This window comes from Streptomyces stoeckheimensis (assembly GCF_045822005.1).
GTDB classification, from domain to species: Bacteria; Actinomycetota; Actinomycetes; order Streptomycetales; family Streptomycetaceae; genus Streptomyces; species Streptomyces stoeckheimensis.
The window spans coordinates 6,967,254-6,987,216 of sequence record NZ_CP169550.1 but is presented as its reverse complement, the minus strand read 5'-3'; the positions used below and the strand labels follow the sequence as shown (position 1 = coordinate 6,987,216).

The following is a 19,963-nucleotide window of genomic DNA, read 5'->3' as shown; positions in this document are numbered from 1 at the left end:
CATGCGGCGCGAATCTTCACCCGCACGGCGTTTGAAGAGGGAATCCCGCCACCCGTTCCGGCGAAACACGGGTGCATGAGGCCAGTTCGTGCCGGATCATGGGCGCCATGCCAGCCAACCCTCAGGACGCGCTGCCGATCCGGCTCAACGTCGACGACAGCGACTCCCCGTCGGACGTCGTCGACGCGCTGTTCCTCGGCCGCTTCGCGTCCGGCGAGCAGCCCTACTCGCACAGCGTGTCGATCGACCGGGTCAAGCCGGGCGCGACCCTGCTGCCGTCCGGGGCAACGGTGTTGCGCTCCGCCCGGGACAGCGACCGCAGCGCGACGCTCGCCGAGGGCCAGGGCTGGACCGTGCTCGTCTCCCGCTGGAGCCGGGGCGCGGACGTCACGGTGACGGCGGTCAGCGAGGAACTCGCCGCCTTGACGCTAGAGGAGGCGACCGAGGGCGCGCAGGACGAGCCCGAACCGCAGCCCGAGAACGTCGCGATGGGCTTCTGGTACGTCTCCCCGCGCCGCGGCCCCTACCGGACGACCCGGCAGATCGCGGCCGGCACCTGGGAAGAGGTGCGGCCCAACTACACGGCTCCGGTGGCCGGGGCGATGGACCGGCTGATGAAGGTCACCCCCGACGACATCGCCGGCCGGCTGCTCCTGCTGCACGGCCCCCCGGGCACCGGGAAGACCTCCGCCCTGCGCACGCTCGCCCGGTCCTGGCGGGACTGGTGCCAGGTGGACTGCGTACTGGACCCGGAGCGGCTGTTCAACGACATCGGCTACCTGATGGACATCGCGATCGGCGAGGACGAGGGCACGGCGAAGAGCCGCTGGCGGCTGCTGCTCCTGGAGGACTGCGACGAGTTGATCCGCGGCGAGGCCCGGCACACGGCCGGGCAGGCGCTGTCACGGCTGCTGAACCTCACGGACGGACTCCTCGGCCAGGGCCGCAACGTCCTGGTGGGCGTCACGACCAACGAGGACCTGGAGCGGCTCCACCCTGCGGTGGTCCGGCCGGGGCGGTGCCTCGCCCGCATCGAGATCGGCCGGCTGACGCACCGCGAGGCGGTGGACTGGCTCGGCACCGACGAGGGCATCTCCCGCGAGGGCGCGACGCTGGCGGAGCTCTACGCCCTGCGCCGCGGCGCGTCGGGCCCCGCCGCGCTGTTGCCGCCGCAGGGCCAGGACACGGAGGCCGGGATGTACTTGTAGGTGCGGCACGCGCAGGTGCGGCACGCGCAAGTACCGCGCGCCCAAGTGCGGCGGCCCGGCGCGCGGGTCCCACCGCGCGGGGCGCGCACGGGTCCGGCGGGCACGCCGAGGACAATGGGGGCGCGGCCGAAGGCCCCCACCGGCCGTCCGCACCTCCGGGGGACCCACGAACAGGAGAACGCACCGTGCTCGAACCGGCGCAGGAGAATCCCTTCCCCGACAGCCACGTCCTCGGCGAGGGCCCCGAGCCGCACCCGCAGCTCCAGCCGGTGCTCGGCCTCATCGGACGCTGGCACGGACGGGGCAGCGGCGAGTACCCGACCCTGGAGCACGGGTTCCGGTACGAGCAGGAGATCACCTTCAGCCACGACGGCCGGCCCTTCCTGGTCTACGAGTCCCGCGCGTGGCTGATCGACGACTCCGGCACGGCCGTGCGCCCCGCCGGCCGGGAGACCGGATGGTGGCGGATCCTCCCGGACGCCTCGGTCGAGGTCACGCTCGCCCACCCGACGGGGATCGTCGAGACGTACGTGGGCCGGGTCTCCGGTACGGAGATCGAGATGGCCACCGACACGGTGGGGCTGACCCCGCGGGCCAAGGAGGTCACCGGCATGCGGCGCCGGTACGCGCTCGAGGAGGGCGGGCTGACGATCGTGCAGGAGATGGCCGCGGTGGGCCAGCCCATGCAGCACCACCTCCAGGCCCGACTGTTCCCGCGCAAGGACTGACCGGCGGGGCACCGCCCGGTCAGGGGGCGCCCTCCGGCGGTGCCGGCCGTGCGGAGCGGGCCCGTTGAGGCAGGGCGGGCCCGTTGGGACAGGGCGGGCCCGTTGGGACAGGGCGGGCCCGTTGGGACAGGGCGGGCCCGTTGAGACGGAGCGGGCCCGGGTGTCAGTCCGCGTACCGCGCGCGCAGCGCGTCCAGCGCCGCGGCGGTCGCCTCGTCGAAGGTGAGGCCGAGCCTTCGCGCCCGCTCCGCGTAGGCCTGCGCGGCGGTGGCCGCCTCCTTGGCGGGACCGTCGCCGGACGCCGCCACGAAGCTGCCGGCCCGGCCGCGCGTCTCGATCACGCCGTCCGACTCCAGCGCCCGGTACGCCTTCGCGACCGTGTTCGCCGCCAGCCCCAGGTCCTCCGCGAGCCCGCGGACCGTCGGCAGTTTGAACCCGGCGGGCAGCCGGCCCGCCCGCGCCCCGGCGGCGATCTGGGAGCGCAGCTGCTCGTACGGGGCGGCGGCGCCCGGCGCGCCGTCGATGCGGATCTTCAGGTGCGGAGAAGTCGAGGTCACGCGGCCGATTGTCCCCCATCCGCCGGGAAATTCGCAGGCGCTGGGCGCCCTGCCGTCCTACCGTCACACAGGTGATCACCACCATTCGCGATGTGCGCCCCACCGACCCGCGGGACGCCGAGTCCGTCGTACGGGTGCGCCGCGCCGCCCTCCCCTTCATGATCGGCACGGCCGTCGGCGTGGCCCACGAGCTCGCATCGGCCCACCCCGACAAGCGCTACCGCCTCCTCGTCGCCGAGCACCCCGAGCATGCAGACGGCCTGGTCATCGGCACCGCCCAGGTCGGCATAGCCCACGAGAGCCCCGAGCCCGGACAGGGCTTCGTCAACGTCTACGTGGACCCCGCCCACCGCGGCCTGGGTGCCGGAAGCGCGCTGCTCGACGCGGCCGAGGAGCATCTCCGGGCCGCGCGCGCACGTGCTTCGTTCGCCTGGGTCCTCGACGAGCCGCCGCACCGCGCCTTCGCCGAGCGCCGCGGGTACCGGCCCTCCCGCTCCGCGCACTTCCTGCGCCTCGACCTCACCACGGCCGGCCTGCCGGCGCTGCCCGCGAAGCTGCCGGACGGAGTGGAGCTGCGCGCCGGCTCGGCCTTCGCCGCCGATCCGCGCCCGCTCTTCGAGGCCGACGCGGCGGCGACCCTGGACGAACCGGGCGACGTTCCGGTGGAGTTCGGCGACTACGAGGACTGGCTGCGGGGCACCTGGGAGCACCCGTACCTCGACCGGGAACTCACCACCGTGGTCCTGGTGGACGGCCGGGTGGCGGGTTTCACCGCCGCCCACACCGACGGGGCCGGGCGGTACTCCTCCGCGATGACCGCCACCCTGCGCCCGTTCCGCGGCCGGGGACTGGCCAGAATGGCCAAGATCGATTCGCTGCTGCGGGCCCGCGCGGCCGGCTGCACCGAGGCGTTCACCGGCAACGACACCGGCAATGCTCCGATGCTCGCCGTCAACGCCCGTTTCGGGTACGAGGTGTGCGCCACGGAGACCCGCTACACCAAGCAGCTGTGAGAACAGGAGAGAGCACGATGACCGACCGATTGACCGTCACCCTCACCAAGGCGGGCCGTACGAAGATCCGTTACCCGGCCGAGCTGGTGGCCGACACGGGCACCCGGATCACCGTACGGGCCCCCTGGGCGGCCCCCGGGGTGCGCGACTTCGGCTTCGTCCGCTTCGAGCCGGGCGACGTGTTCACCGAGCACTTCTGGCGCGACCGCTGGTACGCGGTCAAGGAGGTGCGGACGGGCGAGGGCGTCCTCAAGGGCTGGTACTGCGACGTCACCCGCCCGGCGTCGGTGCAGGACGGGGTGATCCTGATCGAGGACCTGGACCTCGACCTGTGGGTGTCGGCCGACGGGAGCACGGTACTGCGGCTCGACGAGGACGAGTTCGCCGAGAGCGGGCTCGCCGACACCGACCCCGAGGCGGCCGCCGAGGCGGTACGGGCCCTGGACGCCCTGGACGCCCAGGCCCGCTCGACGGCCGGCCTGTCCGCCCTACTGGCCTGACCCCGGGCCCCGCCGGGCGCTTTCTGTAGGGCCCGCTTAGTGGCTCCTTAAGTGCGCCCTAAGGATCGGCTCCGGGGGCCCGAACCCGGGGGAACTCGGGTTCCGGGCGGTTAGTTTGGCTGGGCCAGGGAGGGCCGGAGGCGGCGCCGCGAACCCGTGAGGGGCGGCGCCGCACAGCCCCGGTCTTCCGGCGCACCCACGACTCGCGCAGCCCTGTGCCGTGCCCAGAGGAGATCCACCATGCCCGCACGCCGTACCGCCGCCCGCATCGCAGCCGGTCTCGCCCCGCTCGCGGTGGCCGCGTACGCCGTCGCCCCGGCGGCCGCCCACGGTTCGATGACGGACCCGGTCAGCCGGGTGGCGGCGTGCTACGCGGAGGGCCCGGAGTCCCCGAAGTCGGCGGCCTGCAAGGCGGCGGTCGCGGCGAGCGGGGCGCAGGCGTTCTACGACTGGAACGCGGTGAACATCGCCAACGCGGCCGGTAAGAGCAAGGCGCTGATCCCGGACGGACAGCTGTGCTCGGCGGGCAACGACAAGTACCGGGGGCTGGACCTGGCGCGCGCCGACTGGCCGGCGAGCCCGATGGCCGCGGGGGCGCACACCTTCCGCTACAAGGGGACCGCCCCGCACAAGGGCTCCTTCGAGCTGTACGTGACGAGGGACGGCTACGACCCGTCGAAGCCGCTGAAGTGGTCCGACCTGGAGCCGGCGCCCTTCGCGAAGGTCACCGACCCGGGGATGCAGAACGGCGACTACGTCTTCTCCGGCACCGTCCCGAACAAGTCCGGCCGGCACCTGATCTACAGCGTCTGGCAGCGCTCGGACAGCCCGGAGGCCTTCTACACCTGCTCGGACGTGGTCTTCGGGAAGGACAACGGCGGCAAGCCCAGTGCCGAGCCGAGCTCGAGGCCCAGCTCGAAGCCGAGTTCCAAGCCGAGTTCCGTGCCCTCGCAGCAGCCGTCCACGCTCCCGTCCGAGGTCCCGTCGGCCCCCACCGACGAGCAGATCTCCGAAGGCGCCGACAAGTCCACGGTGGAGCACCACGGGCACGGGGACAACGACCCGAAGACCAACGGCGGCGCCCCGTCCCCGATCCCCTCGAAGAGCGGGACCGGCCTCGCGGAGACGGGAGGCAGCAGCGCCACCCCGCTGATCGCGATCGGCGGGGCCGGCATCCTGGCCGTCGGCGCGGCCGTGCTGTTCGGGCTGGCCCGCCGCCGTGCGACCCCGGGCCGCCACGGCCGCTGACGAGCGGGGCGGGCGGCCCGTCGGGGGCCGCCCGCCGCCGTCGCCGTTGCCGTCAGGAGAAGACGGACGCGCAGGTGGTCCGTTCGGCGTGCGCCGGATCGAGGGCGTTGACGGCCTCGTGCCAGGCGATCCGGTCGGTGAGCCCGATGGCCACGTGCTCCGAGAGGTCCACCGCGCACAGGTCCTGGAGCAGCACGTTGCGGACGTTCGGCCCGCTCAGGAACTGGCTCCGGTACGGGGTGACCACCTCGTCGTACCGGGTGGCGATCACCGTGTACGCGACTCCGGGGACGGTGTCCCCGCCCTCGTTGAGCTTGTTCTGGAAGGGCGATCCGGCGATCTGGTCGGCGAGGCCCGGGGTGGCCTCGCTGATCAGGTCCCCGGCCCCGGGGAAGTACGGGAGGAGCTTGGTGAGGCCGAGCAGGGTCGTCCCGTGGTTGTCGGGGGCGAGCCCGACCAGGGCGTTGACCTTGGCGGCGCCGCCGAGGAACTTCAGGTAGTAGCGCGGCATCATGCCGCCCTGGGAGTGGCCGACGATGTCGGTCTCGGCAGCCCCCGTGGAGGCGAGGACCTTGTTCACGAAGACGTCGAGCTGTCCGGCGGACTGCTCGATGGGGCCGAGCCCGTTGAAGAAGGGGACGCCGGGCAGTTGCCCGTAGTCGAGGGAGTAGACGCAGTAGCCCCGGTGGACGAGGTACGGGGCGAAGCCGAGCCAGTTGTCGACGGAGTTCCCGAAGGTTCCGTGGACCAGGACGACGGGCCGGGGGTGGGCGGCGGACGGTTTGCAGGACCAGTTGTTCCAGCCGCTGCTCGGCGCCGAGGCGGCCTGGGCCGCTCCGGTGGGGGCGACGAGCGCGGCGGCGGTCAGGGTGAGGACGGCCAGCGGGCGGAGCAGGCGTCTCCAGGGCAGCATCGTGTGATCTCCTCGCGGTTCAAGGGGAGTAACGAGGGATGGCGCGGGAAGTACGTGGGGGTGCATCCCGTGATCCGGATCACAAGGGGGGGGTGCTGCAGCCGTTAAATTACGGGCGAGTAGCAAAACTGGGAAGTTACGCGGCGGTAAAAAATCCGCGGTGCGTCCCGGCGGCCCGCCCCGACGGCCGTCATCCATTCGGCCCTCCCCTGCTGCGCCGGGCGCCCGGTACGCCGAGCGTGTGAGACATGACCCAGCCCACTCCCGCAGACCCAGGGCAGTCCGGCGGCTTCCTCGCCGAGATCAAGGACGCCGTCACCACCCGGGCCGCTCTCCTGGTCCTGGGCGTACTGGCGCTCCAGCTCGCCTTCATCACCTCGTACGTCGGGGCCTTCCATCACCCCAAGCCCAGCGAGATCCCGATCGCCGTGGCCGCGCCCGCCGCACCGATCGCCGAGCAGACGGCGAAACAGCTCTCCGCGCTGCCCGGAAAGCCGCTCGACCCCCGTGCCGTACAGGACGAGGCGACGGCGCTGCGGCAGATCCAGAACCGGGACGTGGACGGCGCGCTGATCGTCGACCCGGCCGGCACGACCGACAAGCTGCTGGTCGCGAGCGGCGCCGGGGCCTCCCTGTCCCAGGCCGTCGAGCAGATCGTCGGCGTCGTCGAGAAGACCCAGGGGCGTACCGTCCGCGTCGTGGACGTGGCCCCGACGGCCGCCGGCGACGCGCGCGGACTGAGCTCGTTCTACCTGGTCGTGGGCTGGTGCGTGGGCGGCTACCTGTGCGCCGCGATCCTCGCGATCAGCGCGGGCGCCCGGCCCGCGAACGTCCACCGGGCCGTCATCCGGCTCGGCGCCCTGCTGGTGTACTCGATCGCGGCCGGGCTGCTCGGCGCGGTGATCGCCGACCCGGTCCTGGGCGCACTGCCCGGCAGCATCTGGGCCCTGTGGGGGCTCGGCACCCTCGTCGTCTTCGCCGTCGGCGCGATCACCCTGGCCTTCCAGGGCCTCGCGGGCGTGGTCGGCATCGGCCTGGCGATCCTGCTGGTGGTGGTGCTCGGCAACCCGAGCGCCGGCGGCGCCTACCCTTACCCGCTGCTGCCGCCGTTCTGGAAGGCCATCGGCCCGTGGCTGCCGCCGGGCGCGGGCACGTACGCCGCGCGCTCGATCGCGTACTTCAAGGGCAATGACATCACCGGGCCGCTGCTGGTCCTGAGCGGCTGGGCGGTGCTCGGCTCCGCGATCACGCTGGCCTGCGCGGCGAGCCGCAGGGGCAAGGCGGGAGCCGCGGTGGGCAGCGGGCTTCCCGAGGGACCGGACGCCCTGCCGGAGCGGGAAGCCGTGCGATGAACAACCCGATCCACGTCCGCAACCGCATGGGCCCGGCCGAACAGGCCGTCTCCGTCAAGCGGATGGAGCCCAGTGCGCAGGCACAGCTGGGCCCCCTGGGCCTCACCGGCTTCATCGTGGTCACCACCATCGCGACCGGCATCGACGCGGGCATCTTCCCCGAGAAGCTCAGCCACTCCGTGCTGCCGCTGGTCGGGTTCTTCATCGGCGGGCTCGCCCAGCTGCTGGCCGGGCTCTTCCAGGCGCAGCGCGGCGACACCTGGCACGCCACGGTCTTCGGCGGCTTCGGGCTGTTCTGGATGTCCAAGGCCCTGCTGCTCCAGTGGGTGCTGCCGGCCACCGATCCGGCGCTGCGCGGGGACGTGAGCGGGCTGTTCACCCTGCCGTGGGTGTTCGTGGTGTTCGTGCTGTGGATCGGCAGCTGGCGGATCCACCTGGTGCTGCTGTCCACGTTCACGTGCGTGCTGGTGGTCTTCGTGGCCATGACGATCAGCGGGTTCACCGGCTCGGTGGTCTGGAACCGGATCACCGGCTGGAGCGGACTGCTGGCCGCGCTCGGAGCCACGTACCTGCTCGCCGGGCAGATCATGGCGAGCACCTGGGGCCGCCAGGTGCTGCCGATGGGCCGCTTCCTGGCCCCCGAAGAGCACCCGGAGGCCTGACCTGATCACAACGCTCGCGGTGGAGAACTACCGCTCCCTGCGCAGACTCGTCGTCCCCCTCGGCCGGCTCACCGTGGTGACGGGCGCCAACGGCACGGGCAAGTCCAGCCTGTACCGGTCCCTGCGGCTGCTGGCGGACTCCGCGCGGGGCGGTGCCATCGCGGCGCTGGCCCGGGAGGGCGGCCTGCCCTCCACCCTGTGGGCCGGCCCGGAGAAGACCGGCCGGGCGGTGCGCGAGGGCCGGTACGCGGTCGAGCCGACCGTGCGGTCCGAACCGGTGAGCCTGCGGCTCGGCTTCGCCGGGGACGAGTTCGGCTACGCGGTGGACTTCGGCCATCCCGCGCCGGTCCGGGGCTCGCTCTTCGGCCTGGACCCCGAGATCAAACGGGAGTGCACCTGGGCCGGGCCGGTGCTGCGCCCGGCCGCCCTGCTCTCGGACCGCGCCGGGCCCGCCGTGCGCACCCGGACCGCGGACGGCGGCTGGCACCGCACCCAGGGCGCCCTGCGCCCGTACGACTCCATGCTCAGCGAGCTCGCGGACCCGCAGCTGGCCCCCGACCTGCTGGCCCTGCGCGAACTGATCCGCTCCTGGCGGTTCTACGACCACGTCCGCACGGACGCCGACGCGCCGGCCCGCACCCCGCGCGTCGGAACCCGTACGCCGGTGCTCGCCGCGGACGGCTCCGACCTGCCGGCCGCGCTCCAGACGATCCGGGAGACCGGCGACCACGCGGCGCTGGACGCCGCCGTCGAGGCGGCCTTCCCGGGCAGCGGCGTGACGGTCGCGGAACGGGACGGCCGCTTCGAACTGGAGCTGCACCAGCACGGGTTGCTGCGCCCGCTGGGCGCGGCGGAACTCTCCGACGGGACGCTGCGCTACCTGCTGTGGACGGCCGCCCTGCTGACCCCGCGCCCGCCCGCCCTGATGGTGCTCAACGAGCCGGAGACCAGCCTCCACCCCGACCTGCTGGACCCTCTCGCGGACCTGATCCTGACGGTGGCCCGGAACACCCAGACGGTGGTGGTCACCCACGCCGCCCCCCTGGCAGAGGCCCTGGCGTCGGGCGTCCACCGCCACCGCGTGGACCTGCGGACCATCACCCTGCTCAAGGACTTCGGCCAGACCGAGGTGGCGGGCCGCGAGGGCCCCCTGGACGAACCCCTCTGGTACTGGCCCAAGCGCTAGGGGCGTCCGCCCCGGCCCCCGGTCCGGACCTCAGCCGATGTTCACCACACGGGCCCATGCGGGCGGCAGGTCCGGCACGTAGTCGGGGTCGTCCTCGTCCCACGATCCGAGCGACCGGCCTCGGGAGAACAGCCCCACCACCGTCCGGCACGGCGGCCGCGTGTCCGGCCAGGGGGTCTGCCCGTCGGTCAGGACCACGATCACGTCCGGACGGGGCGTGGACCGCAGCGCCGTGGCAAAGCCCGTCCGCAGATCCGTACCCCCGCCGCCCAGCAGGGGGATCCCCTCGGCGCGGCACAGCGGATGGGCGATCCGGGCGGACGCGTCGCACGGCACCACCGTGACCAGGTCCCGGCGGCCGCCCACCGCGCGCGAGATCGCGGTGACCTCCAGGAGCGCGCTGCCCAGTTCGGCGTCGCTGACGGAGCCGGAGGTGTCGATGACCACGCTCACGCGGGGCGGCCTGCGCCGCAGGCTCGGCAGCACGGCGCCCGGCACCCCGGCCGAACGCCGCGAGGGCCGGCTGTACGTGTAGTCGTCGCCCGCGCCGGATCCGGAGGTGGCCGACCGGACGGCCGCTCCCAGCAACTCCCGCCACGGTTGCGGCGGGTGGAACACCTCCTCCGCCCAGCGCTTCCAGCCCTTCGATGCGGATCCCGGACGGCCGGTGATGCCCTGTGCCACCCGGAACCGGACCGCGTCCCGTTCCTGCTCGCTGAGGCCGTCCGCGCCGTCCGGGCCGAGGTCCCACTCCCGTTCCAGCCCGTCGGCGCCGCTCCCGCAGTCCAGCCAGGCCATGTGCTGCGTGTGCGGCCCGAGCCCGAACTGCAGCAGGTACTCCTCCATGAGGTCCCCCTCCCGCAGTCCCACGGCCGCCGGCTGGACGGCGCCCTCGGGCCGGACCAGCCCGTCGCCGTACGCGTCGTCGTTGATCTCGAAGTCGGCCGCGATGTTCATCCGCAGCCGCTCCCCCGGGCCGGTCAGCCCGCGCTCCCGCGCGACCCGGTCCCCGCGCCCGTGGTGGTCGCGCAGCAGGTGGGACACCTCGTGCACCCAGACCGCGGCGAGTTCCTCCACGGGAGTGCGGTCCACGAACGCCGGCGAGACGTAGCACCGCCAGTACCGGTCCACGGCCATCGTCGGCGTCCGGCGCGATTCCACGACGTGCAGGGCGAACAGCGCCGTGGCCAGGTACGGCCGCACGCGTACGGCGTGCAGCCGGGCGGCGTAGAGCTTGTCCAGGTCCAGGGCCACCGGCGTTGCGGGGGTCGCGGGCGTCATCGGCCCGCCTTGACGGGCACGCCCGAACGGGCGGCGGCCCGGTCGGCTCCGCGGGACAGGGCCACGGCCCCGGCGAGCCGGTCGATCGCGGCCGGAACCTCCCAGTCCGCGCGGCGCAGGGCGGCGAGCGTCGTCGCGGGGACGACCACCAGGTCCGGTGCACCGGTTTCCAGCGCCCGGGCCAGGAGCACCCATGCCGCGTCCCAGCGGGACTTCTCCGGACGCCCCCGCACCGCCGCGACCACACCGTCGAGCACGGCTTGGCGCAGGTCCCCGCGCTCGGGCAGGACGGCGCCCGCCGGGTCGGCGAGCAGGGACTCCGGGTCCGGGAGGTCCATCCGGTCCAGGCTCGCCAGCAGTTCCAGTCCGGGACCGTCTCCCACGGTTCCCCTGACCAGCAGGGAAAGCACTTCCCGGGAGGAGCCGGCCGCGGTCGCGAAGGCGAGCAGGCAGAGCGTCATCTCCCAGCTCCGGGGGGAGGGCCACGGGCCGCCCCGGCGGGTTTCGCCCGAAGGCAGCCGGTGGACGAGCGTGGGCCGGGCGGCGAGCAGCCCGCACACCGCGCGGCGTGCGAAGTCCACTGCTTCCGGGAGCCGTTCGGGGTCGAGCCGGGGCAGGGTGGTGCGGGGCCAGGTCCCGCCGAGGCCGCGTACCACCACCTCCTGGTCGTGCGTCCACTGGAGGTGGACGAAGCGGTTGGCCAGCGGCGGGCTCAGCTCCCAGCCGTCCGCCGCGGAGGACCGGGGATTGGCGGCGGCCACGATCCGGACCTCGGGCGGCAGCCGCAGGGCGCCGATCCTCCGCTCCAGTACGAGCCGGAGCAGGGCCGCCTGCACGGCCGGCGGCGCGGTGGACAGCTCGTCGAGGAACAGCAGCCCCCGGCCCGCCCGTACCAGGCGCACCGCCCAGTCCGGCGGGGCCATCGGCACCCCCTGCTCCGCGGGGTCGTCCCCGACGATGGGCAGGCCGGAGAAGTCGGACGGCTCGTGCACGCTGGCGATGACGGTGGTCAGCGGCAGGTCCAGGGATGCGGCGAGCTGGGTCAGGGCCGCGGTCTTGCCGATCCCCGGCTCACCCCACAGGAGTACGGGCAGGTCCGCGGCCACGGCCAGGGTCAGGGCCTCCAGCTGGATGTCGGGGCGCGGTTCGGTCGTCGTATCGCGCAGCAGGGCCAGTAGCCCTGCGGCGACGTCGAGTTGGTCGGTGCCGGCCGGGATGGTCCGGGCTGACGGTGCGGGCGGGGCGGTCTGGGCACGGGAATGCATACGGAATCACCTTTGGGTGTGTGGCGGGAAGAGGGCGGTGCAGGAGGGCCGGGTCAGCGGCGGGTGGCGTGCCGCGGATGCGAGCGCTCGGTGCGGCGGGGGCGGGGAGAGCGGTAGCCGGCATGGGCGCTGTCGGCGGCCGGTGCGGCCAGGCCCGCGCGGAACAGTCCGTAGGCGACCCGCCGGAGCGCGGCCGCTTCCAGTTCGTCCCGCAACGGGCCGTCGCGCAGCAGCGCTCCGGGACCGAGCAGAGCCTCTACGACGGCCAGGGCGCCGGCGGTGTCGCCGTGGTCGAGGCGTTCGCGGACGCCGGAGAGGGAGTCCGGACGGCGGTGCGCCTCGTCGATGGCCCGCAGACAGGGCAGCGGCGTACCGGTCAGTGCGACCAGCAGCTCCTCGCGGCGGATCTCGGCCGGGTCGTGGTCCAGCGGGGCCAGCACCCCGTCGACCAGGCCGATCCGGTGCCGGGCACCTCGGCAGTCCACCACGCGCGTTCCCCCCGCCCGGTCCGCGGCTCCGGCGGGCCGCGGCGGCGACCAGTCCGGTACGAGGGCCCGGCCGACCAGCGGGTGCAGCCGGCCGGCGTCGATCGCCCCGGTACGGAGCAGCTCCAGGTCGGGCAGCACCCAGGTCGCCGCGTCGGGCAGCGCCGGCGGGGCGGGGGCACCGGGATGCACGGGCGCTGCTGCGGAGATCCGACCGTGGCCGTCGCCGTCCCCGTCGCCGCGCAGGTGCACGTACAGCCGGTGCCGGGACCCGAGCCGCACGGCGACCGTGCCGCCGGAGCGTCCCTCGGCGCGGAGCACGATCGCCGCTTCGGCCGGCCACCGGTCGACGGCGCAGCGGGGCCCCGGGGACAGCGGCCCCGGCAGGACCGGGTCCGCCGCGGGGCCCGCACCGGCGAGCGGCCGGTCGGCTCCGGACCGGGAGCGGAGCTCGTCGCTCCGGCGTGCGTCCCACAGGTGGCGGTGCAGGTCGAGGCGGAACCGCGGATGCGGGTGGGGATGCGGATGGAGGTGGGGGCGGGGGTGGGAATGCGGGCCGCCCCCTGCACGGCCGCGGGCCACGTCCTCGGAGCGGGCTCCGTCCCACAGGGCGAGGCTGAGCCGCTGCCCGTACTCCGCCCAGGCCGGTGGGGTACGGGCCACGAGGTGGACCGGGCGCGCACCGCCGGGCCCCGCGTCCCCGTACCGGGCCAGCGCGATGGTCAGCCCGGGGCGCAGCAGTCCGTCCGGGGCGATCCTCGGCAGGTGCCAGCGCAGCAGGTCCGGAGCCAGGTGGCGGAGATCGGCCCGGATCCGGGCCGCGAGTTCGCGGCCGTGGGTGCGCGCCAGGGCGCGCAGGTCGAAGTCCACGTCGACGGCGGCTGCTGCGCACGCACCCGCCCAGTCACCGGCGGAGCGGCGGGCGGTCGCGGTCTCGATCATGGACGGCGGCACGGCGAACTCGCGCACGCGCAGCCAGAAGGAAGGGCGGGAAGCCCCGTTCGCGGTCTGAGTGAGCATCAGCACTCACCTTGCGCGGACGGGACCCCCGATCTCTGTGTATGTGAGGTCGTCATCGCGGCGAGACTAACGGCCCGCCCCACTGCCCGCCAGGCATTTCCCGACCGGCCGGCTCAGCCCAGTGGAGCGAGCAGCGCACCGGCGTTGCTCAGGGCGTGGCGGCCGACCGCCTTGCCGAGGGTGACGCCCGCCTCGTCGGCGGAGCGGGTGTGGATGCCCGAGAAGATGCGGGCGTCGACGTTGTCGCGGGTCAGCTGCTCCCAGCTGGTGTAGGTGCGCCGGACGCCGGGTGCGGTCGGGCTGGTGAGGGCGAAGGGGGCGGTACGGGGGCCCGCGAGGGCGTCCAGGATCACCTCGGCCGCGCCGGAGTAGGTGTTGTGGCCGCTGGGGTAGTCCGGGTGGGCCGGGGTCTGGTGGAGCGGGGTCCAGGTCCGGTCGGGGGCGATGGCGCCGGTGCGGATCGCGGTGACCGGGCGCCAGCGCGTGTACGCGTACTTGCTGTCGGAGGTGGCGATCTGCGTGTCGACCAGCGCGGCGTGGAACAGGCCGACCAGCGCTGCCCGTTCGGCGGCCGAACCCTGCGAGCGGGTCACGGCGACGCGCAGCGGCTCGGTGTACAGGGTCAGCGAGGAGCCGTACCAGAAGGCGGCGGTCTCCGTCTGGCGGGCGGTGCGGACGGTGGAGTCGGCTGCGCCGTACGCTCGCACCTCGGCCAGGTCGGCCCGGTAGCGGCGGGAGTCCAGCGCGGGCGGCGGGCCGATCCGGTACTGGTCCGGGGAGTCCAGCAGGAAGGGCTTGGCCACGCGGTTGCCGTACTGCGCGGCGGGGGCGTAGCCGTCGGGCGTGGGCTGCCAGACGCCGGGGGCGGCGGCGGGGACGGTGAAGGGCGCGTTCACGGAGGCGGGGTCGAGGCCGTCGCCCCGACGGTCCGCGAGCGCGAGCTTCGCCTGCCGGGCTCCGGCGGCGAGACCCCGCTCCTCGGCGCGGCCGTCGGGGATCCGGCGCAGGGTCTCCGCGAGCGCGGCGTCGAGCACGGCGGTGCGGCTCGGAGCGAGGTCCACCAGGGCGTCGTGCACCGCCGAGGCGACGGCGGCGTCCTGGAAGGCCGCCCGGTCGCGGCCGCCGGGGGCCTCCCGTCCGGCGCGGGCGGCTGCGATCCAACCGATGGCCCAGGTGCGGCTGTTGGTGACCTGAGTGGGTGCGCCGGCGGCGGCCACGGTCTGGGCCGTGATGTCGTACCACTCGCGGACGACGGCCCCGCCGTCGGCGTGCACGGGCGCGGGCGCGGCCTGGGCCGCGGAGGGGAGGGCGACCGTGGCGGACAGCACCAGGGCGGACCCGAGGGAGAGCAGGGCAGAGCGGGACGGCTTCACGAACACTCCTGACAGGCGGAAGGACTTCGGGGCGGAAGGATCGGGCGGTCCGATGGACCGCTCACCGACACAGCGCACCGGCGACGCGCACGAAGTCGATCGCACGCCGCTTGGTCAGACCGGGAGCCCTCGGAGCCATGCACCGAAGCTAGCCACGGGCCGCTCGGCCCCACAACGCCCTTGGCCCGTGAGCCCCGTTCGGCCACAGAGCTTTCGTTCGCCGGTCATGATCGCGTTACATGCAGCGCCCGCCCGCCGTCGGCTCCGCCCGGGCGGAAGGTTCCGCCGGCCTACCCCGCCCGGTGGACCACCTCGCCCGCCACCACCACCGTTTCGGCCACCGTGCCGGGGATCTGTTCCGGGGCCACCGCGAGGATGTCCCGGGACAGGATCACGAAGTCGGCCGCCTTGCCGACCGTGAGCGAACCGCGCTCCTGCTCGAGGAAGTTGGCGTACGCGGAGCCCATCGTGTAGCCGTACACCGCCGTCCGGGCGTCCACCGTCTCCTGCTCCTGCCAGGGGGCGCCTCCGTCCAGCGGGCGCCGGGTCAGTGCCGTGTAGATGCCGATCATCGGGTCCATCTCGGCGACGTTCCAGTCGCTGGAGAAGGCCAGGACGGCGCCCGCCTCGGCGAGGCTCCGCATCGGCCACGCCTTGTGCCAGCGGTCCTCCCCCACGTTCTCCGCCCAGTCCTGGCCCGGACCGGCGATCTCCGGCGCGCAGTGCCGGGGCTGCATGCAGGCCACCACACCGAGCTGCGCGAAGCGCGGCACGTCCTCGGGGTCCAGGCATTCCACGTGCACCACCTGGTGGCGGGCGTCGCGCGGGCCGTTCACCGACCGTGCGTGCTCGACGGCGTCGAGGACGGTACGGATGCCCCGGTCGCCCGTGGCGTGGACGAAGCACTGGAACCCGCGCGCGTCCAGCCGGGCGAGGAGCTCGGCGAACTCCTCCGCCGGGTAGAAGGTCTCGCCCCGGTGCGCTCCGCAGCCGGTGTACGGCTCCAGCAGCGCGGCCGTGCGCGGCTCCACCACGTCGTCGATGTAGAGCTTGAGGGGGCCCACCCGGAAGCGGTCCCCCGCGTGCAGCTTGGCCGCCGCCTCGAAGAGGTCGAGGTCCTCCTCGGTCGTCCCGCGCGGGTGGAACAGCGCGGCGACGATCCGCGAGCGCAGCCGGCCCTCGGCGCGCGCCCGGTCGTACAGTTCCAGGTCGTCGAGGGAGTTCTGCGGCTCCACGACGGTGGTGATGCCGAAGCGGATCGCATCGTCGAGGCTCTTGGCGAGGCGCCCGTACTGGCGGTCCGGGGAGGCCCACGGCACGCCCAGGTCGCGCAGGGCGCGGTGACCGTCGCGGGAGAGCCCCTTGATGGCGAAGTCCTTGACGAACCCGGTGGGTTCTCCGGTCTCCGGGTCCACGGCGGCCGTGCCGAAGGGCAGGTCGGTACGGTCCTTCGCGACGCCGAGCCGGTGCATGGCCGCCGTGTTCAGCCAGGCCGTGTGGACGTCGTACGAGAGCACGATCGCGGGGGTGTCCCCGGTGACCGGGTCCAGGTCGGCGGCGGTGGGCATGCGGCCGCCGGGGATCGCGGAGTAGTCGAAGGCCTCGGCCTCGATCCACTCGGCGTCGGGGTTGGCCTCCCGCCACGCGCCGATCTTGTCGAGGATCGCTTCGCGCGTCCGCACCCCGGCGAGCTGCACGCACGCGTCGTCGGAGCCGAGCCGGACGTGGTTGTGGGCGTCGATGAACCCCGGCAGCACGAGCCGGCCGCCCGCATCGATCCGCTCGGTGTCCGGGCCCGCCCAGTCGGCGGCCTCCGCGTCGGGGCCGACCCAGACGATCCGTCCGCCGCGCACGGCGAGGGCTTCGGCCTCGGGCAGCTCGGGGTCGACGGTGTGGATGCGGGCTCCGGTGAGGAGCAGATCGGCGGGGGCGGCGTACGACATGGGGTGGTGCTCCTGTGCAGAGGGGGTACGGGGAGGGGCCGGCCGGGAGACGGGGGCTCAGGCCGGCCGGGAGGCGGCGGGACAGAGCCGGGAGGGGCCGGAGGGGCCGGAGGGGCCGGGAGGGGCCCCGGGGTAGAGCCGCCCTAGGCCGCCGCGACGTAGGCGGGCGTCCGCCGGGTGAGGGCCCAGTACGTGAGCCCGGAGACCACCGAGCCGAGCAGGGTGAGGTCGGCGCCGCCGAGCGGGGCCACGAGCGGTCCGGTCCACAGCTCGGAGTCGCAGGTCAGGGCGGCGAAGGCCATGCCGGCGAGGAGGGCGGTCATGCCGGCCGGGTGGTAGCCGGAGCGGTACCAGTAGGCGCCCCCGCTCCCGGCGTGCAGCGCGTCGGAGTCGTAGCGGCAGCGGCGCAGCAGCATGTCGGCGAGGAAGACGCCGCCCCAGGGGGCGAACACGATGATCAGGAGGGAGAGGAAGGACAGCAGCGAGGTGGTGAAGTCGGTGAGGAAGAGCGCGGCGAGCGATCCGGCGGCGGTCACGGCGGCGCTGACCACGATGGCCCGGGCCCGGCTCCACGGGATGCCGAGGACCTGGAGGTTCAGGCTGGAGGAGTAGAGCGTGATGATCGAGTTGGTGACGGAGCCGCCCAGCACCAGGGCCAGGAACAGCGGCTGGAACCAGCCGGGCAGCAGGCTCTCGGCCCCGGCGACGGCGTCGGTCATGTCGGTCTGGGTGGCGGCGGCGACGCCGGCGATCCCGAGGGCGACGGAGGAGACGAACCCGCCGAGCGCACCCATCCAGGTGATCGACTTCAGCGAGGTGGTGCGGGGCAGGTAGCGGGTGTAGTCGGCGGGCATCGGCAGGTACGAGAAGGGTCCGGCGAGCATCACGACGAAGGCCAGGCTCCAGCCGGACAGGCCCGGGGCCAGGGCGTCGGCCGGGGCGGTGGTCTCGGTGCCGGGCAGGACGAAGACCAGCAGGGCGCCGAAGCCGACGGCCAGGACGTAGGCCATCCAGCGCTCGGCGAACTGCACCGTGGCGTGCCCCCACATGGCGACGGCGAAGGTGAGGGCGAGGGTGATGCCGAGCGCGACGGCCCGGACCAGGGTGCCTTCGCCCAGGCCGATCTCGGCGAAGAAGACCTCCAGCGCCAGGGTGCCGACGACGGTGTTGACGATGGTGTAGCCGATGCTCACCACCCAGTTGAGGACGCCGGCCGGCCAGTTGCCCCGTACGCCGAAGGCGGCTCGGGAGACGACCAGGGTGGCGGTGCCGGTGCGGATGCCGCTGAGGCCGGCGGCGCTGATCGCGAAGAAGGACAGGCCGCTGAGCACGACCACGGCGGTGGCCTGCCAGAAGCTCAGGCCGAAGGCGACGGCGAGGGCTCCGTTGATCACGTAGGTGAAGGTCAGGTTCGAACCGAACCAGAGCCAGAAGAGGTCCTTGGCCCCGCCGTGCCGCTCGGCGTCGGGGATGGGGTCGATGCCGTGCGTCTCGACTCTGAAGACCTCGTCGACGTCGGCCGTCGTCTCCTGCTGTGCCATGCGCCTGCCCCTGACCTTCGTCCCGGTGACCTGTCGAACCGCCGCAGCAATCTTGAACGGCGTTCTAAGTTCTTGAATGGCATTCAAGATGCGCCCCCGACCCGGACCCCGTCAAGACCCTGTCCGGGATAGGGTCGGCCCACGAAGATCGGGAAGGCGGCGAAGGCCGGGAAGGCGGCACACGTGGCAGCGGGAGCGGCACGGCGGCGCGACGGGCGGATCACCCAGGAGCGGATGCTGGAAGAGGCCATGACGGCGATCGCCGAGGACGGGCTGGCGACGCTCACCATGTCCGCGCTCGCCGAACGGCTCGGCACCAGCGGCGGCCACATCCTGTACTACTTCGGCAGCAAGGACCGGCTGCTGCTGGCCGCCCTGCACTGGAGCGAACGCCAGCTGACCGAAGAGCGCACCGAATTGCTGGCCCGCCGGGTCGCCGCCCACCGCAAGCTCGCGCTCTTCCTGGAGCTCTACCTGCCCCGCGGCCCCCGCGATCCGCGCTGGACGCTCTGGATCGAGCTGTGGGCCCGCATCCCCTCGAACGAGCCGCTGCGCGCCGCCCAGCAGGAGATCGACGACGGCTGGCAGCGGGACCTGGAGACGCTCCTCGCCAAGGGGGTGGAACAGGGCCGCTTCGCCGCCGGCCTGGACGTCCCCGCCCGGGCCTCGGAGCTGCTGGCGCTGCTGGACGGGCTGAGCACCCGGGTGGTGCTGGGCGAGCGCGGCGCCGACCGGGCCACCTCCCTGGAGCGCGCCCGCTCGGCCGCGGCCCTGCTGATCCCGCACCTGTGAGCGGAAAACCGGATGCGGGGGTCGCAGGGCCCTCTTAGGCTGCGCCCGCCAAGCGGGCGAGGCGCGGCAGTGACCGCGCATGGATCGGAGACGCACCGGATATGACCAGCCAACTGTTCGCGATCTGCTTCAACGCGACCCACCCGTCGGACCTCGCACGGTTCTGGTCCGGGGTCCTCGGCTGGGGACTGGCCGACGCTCCCGGCCACGGCGCCGCGATCCTGCCTCCCGATGCCGCCGGATTCCGCATCCGCTTCCTGCCGGGCCATGAGCCGAAGACCGTCCAGAACCGGGCGCACTTCGACCTCACCAGCGCCTCCCCGGAGGGACAGCGGCAGACGGTGGCCCGGGCGCTGGAACTCGGCGCGAACCACATCGACGTGGGCCAACTCCCGGAAGACGGGCACGTGGTGCTCGCCGATCCCGACGGCAACGAGTTCTGCGTCATCGAGGCGGGCAACGCGTTCCTCGCCGACACCGGCGCCATCGGAGCGCTGGCCTGCGACGGCACGCAGGAGGTCGGGTACTTCTGGAGCGCGGCGCTGAGGTGGCCGCTGGTCTGGGACCAGGACCAGGAGACCGCGATCCAGTCGCCGAACGGCGGTACGAAGATCACGTGGGGTGGCCCTCCGGTCGCACCGCAGACGGGCACGAACAGGCTGTACTTCGAGCTGGCGCTCCCCGCCGGCGCGGACGGCAGGGCGGAGATCGAGCGCCTGGTCTCCCTCGGCGCGAAGCGCGCCGCCACCGCCACCGCCACGGACGCCGCCACCCGCGAGGGCGGCGGCGACAGGATGCTGATGCTCGACCCCGACGGCAACGAGTTCGCCCTGCAACTGCCCCGATGACGGAACCATGGACATGTGGAAAGCCCGCCCGGGCCTTAGCGTCCCGGGC

19 protein-coding genes are annotated in these 19,963 nt (G+C 73.9%); 10 read left to right on the top strand and 9 right to left on the bottom strand.

What is annotated here, in order from left to right; translation table 11 throughout:
* Positions 1-107 precede the first annotated feature (107 nt).
* Entirely contained in the window at positions 108-1,208 is a 1,101-nt protein-coding gene (locus tag ACE1OC_RS31640; RefSeq protein WP_407839864.1) for a DUF5925 domain-containing protein, read from the top strand.
* 185 nt (positions 1,209-1,393) lie between these two features.
* Positions 1,394-1,936: an FABP family protein gene (locus ACE1OC_RS31635; protein WP_407839863.1), complete on the top strand. Its 543-nt coding sequence runs from the start codon at positions 1,394-1,396 to the stop codon at positions 1,934-1,936.
* A 163-nt stretch (positions 1,937-2,099) separates the two neighbouring features.
* On the opposite strand, the gene ACE1OC_RS31630 is transcribed toward ACE1OC_RS31635, so the two are convergent.
* Entirely contained in the window at positions 2,100-2,492 is a 393-nt protein-coding gene (locus ACE1OC_RS31630) for a GntR family transcriptional regulator (RefSeq protein WP_407839862.1), read from the bottom strand.
* A 71-nt stretch (positions 2,493-2,563) separates the two neighbouring features.
* On the opposite strand from ACE1OC_RS31630, the gene ACE1OC_RS31625 reads away from it, so the two are divergent.
* The 3 genes from ACE1OC_RS31625 to ACE1OC_RS31615 all read left to right on the top strand — a co-directional run bounded on the left by ACE1OC_RS31625 (position 2,564) and on the right by ACE1OC_RS31615 (position 5,253).
* Positions 2,564-3,505 (top strand): GNAT family N-acetyltransferase, encoded by a 942-nt coding sequence (locus tag ACE1OC_RS31625; RefSeq protein ID WP_407839861.1) that lies wholly within the window; start codon positions 2,564-2,566, stop codon positions 3,503-3,505.
* Between the two features lie 17 nt (positions 3,506-3,522).
* Positions 3,523-4,005, top strand: coding sequence for a DUF402 domain-containing protein (locus ACE1OC_RS31620; RefSeq protein WP_407839860.1), 483 nt, complete (start codon positions 3,523-3,525; stop codon positions 4,003-4,005).
* A gap of 240 nt (positions 4,006-4,245) precedes the next feature.
* Entirely contained in the window at positions 4,246-5,253 is a 1,008-nt protein-coding gene (locus tag ACE1OC_RS31615) for a lytic polysaccharide monooxygenase (RefSeq protein WP_407839859.1), read from the top strand.
* Positions 5,254-5,305: 52 nt separating this feature from the next.
* Here ACE1OC_RS31615 and ACE1OC_RS31610 read toward each other — a convergent pair whose 3' ends face one another.
* Positions 5,306-6,166 (bottom strand): esterase/lipase family protein, encoded by an 861-nt coding sequence (locus ACE1OC_RS31610; protein ID WP_375952405.1) that lies wholly within the window; start codon positions 6,164-6,166, stop codon positions 5,306-5,308.
* 248 nt (positions 6,167-6,414) lie between these two features.
* On the opposite strand from ACE1OC_RS31610, the gene ACE1OC_RS31605 reads away from it, so the two are divergent.
* Genes ACE1OC_RS31605 through ACE1OC_RS31595 form a run of 3 tightly spaced genes read left to right on the top strand, consistent with a single transcriptional unit; the run spans position 6,415 to position 9,366 of the window.
* The gene (locus ACE1OC_RS31605; RefSeq protein ID WP_407839858.1) at positions 6,415-7,518 is read left to right on the top strand and encodes a DUF3533 domain-containing protein; all 1,104 of its coding nucleotides are present in this window, start codon (positions 6,415-6,417) and stop codon (positions 7,516-7,518) included.
* Positions 7,515-8,180, top strand: a complete 666-nt coding sequence (locus ACE1OC_RS31600; RefSeq protein ID WP_250740280.1) for an acetate uptake transporter — start codon at positions 7,515-7,517, stop codon at positions 8,178-8,180. Before ACE1OC_RS31605 ends, ACE1OC_RS31600 begins: the two co-directional genes overlap by 4 nt.
* A 19-nt stretch (positions 8,181-8,199) precedes the next feature.
* Positions 8,200-9,366, top strand: a complete 1,167-nt coding sequence (locus ACE1OC_RS31595) for an AAA family ATPase (RefSeq protein WP_407839857.1) — start codon at positions 8,200-8,202, stop codon at positions 9,364-9,366.
* A 30-nt stretch (positions 9,367-9,396) separates the two neighbouring features.
* Here the strand turns inward: ACE1OC_RS31595 and ACE1OC_RS31590 are convergent, their stop codons facing one another.
* From ACE1OC_RS31590 to ACE1OC_RS31560, 7 genes are all read right to left on the bottom strand, one after another.
* On the bottom strand, positions 9,397-10,647 hold the full coding sequence (locus tag ACE1OC_RS31590; protein WP_407839856.1) for a DUF2201 family putative metallopeptidase: 1,251 nt from the start codon (positions 10,645-10,647) through the stop codon (positions 9,397-9,399).
* The gene (locus tag ACE1OC_RS31585; RefSeq protein WP_407839855.1) at positions 10,644-11,912 is read right to left on the bottom strand and encodes an AAA family ATPase; all 1,269 of its coding nucleotides are present in this window, start codon (positions 11,910-11,912) and stop codon (positions 10,644-10,646) included. The genes ACE1OC_RS31590 and ACE1OC_RS31585 overlap by 4 nt, the downstream gene beginning before the upstream one ends.
* Positions 11,913-11,965: 53 nt before the next feature.
* Positions 11,966-13,417: a hypothetical protein gene (locus ACE1OC_RS31580; RefSeq protein WP_407839854.1), complete on the bottom strand. Its 1,452-nt coding sequence runs from the start codon at positions 13,415-13,417 to the stop codon at positions 11,966-11,968.
* Between the two features lie 113 nt (positions 13,418-13,530).
* The gene (locus tag ACE1OC_RS31575; RefSeq protein ID WP_407839853.1) at positions 13,531-14,790 is read right to left on the bottom strand and encodes a vanadium-dependent haloperoxidase; all 1,260 of its coding nucleotides are present in this window, start codon (positions 14,788-14,790) and stop codon (positions 13,531-13,533) included.
* Positions 14,791-14,851: 61 nt separating this feature from the next.
* The gene (locus ACE1OC_RS31570) at positions 14,852-14,929 is read right to left on the bottom strand and encodes a putative leader peptide (RefSeq protein WP_407841739.1); all 78 of its coding nucleotides are present in this window, start codon (positions 14,927-14,929) and stop codon (positions 14,852-14,854) included.
* A 151-nt stretch (positions 14,930-15,080) separates the two neighbouring features.
* On the bottom strand, positions 15,081-16,733 hold the full coding sequence (locus ACE1OC_RS31565; protein WP_407839852.1) for an amidohydrolase: 1,653 nt from the start codon (positions 16,731-16,733) through the stop codon (positions 15,081-15,083).
* Positions 16,734-16,876: 143 nt separating this feature from the next.
* Positions 16,877-18,274, bottom strand: a complete 1,398-nt coding sequence (locus tag ACE1OC_RS31560; RefSeq protein ID WP_407839851.1) for a purine-cytosine permease family protein — start codon at positions 18,272-18,274, stop codon at positions 16,877-16,879.
* A 234-nt stretch (positions 18,275-18,508) separates the two neighbouring features.
* Between ACE1OC_RS31560 and ACE1OC_RS31555 the strand changes: the two genes are divergently transcribed.
* Together ACE1OC_RS31555 and ACE1OC_RS31550 are read left to right on the top strand one after the other, a co-directional pair.
* Positions 18,509-19,066, top strand: coding sequence for a TetR/AcrR family transcriptional regulator (locus ACE1OC_RS31555; protein WP_407841738.1), 558 nt, complete (start codon positions 18,509-18,511; stop codon positions 19,064-19,066).
* Positions 19,067-19,167: 101 nt separating this feature from the next.
* Positions 19,168-19,914 carry a VOC family protein gene (locus tag ACE1OC_RS31550; protein WP_407839850.1) on the top strand — a complete coding sequence of 249 codons (747 nt, stop codon included), beginning with the start codon at positions 19,168-19,170 and terminating at the stop codon, positions 19,912-19,914.
* Positions 19,915-19,963: the final 49 nt, after the last annotated feature.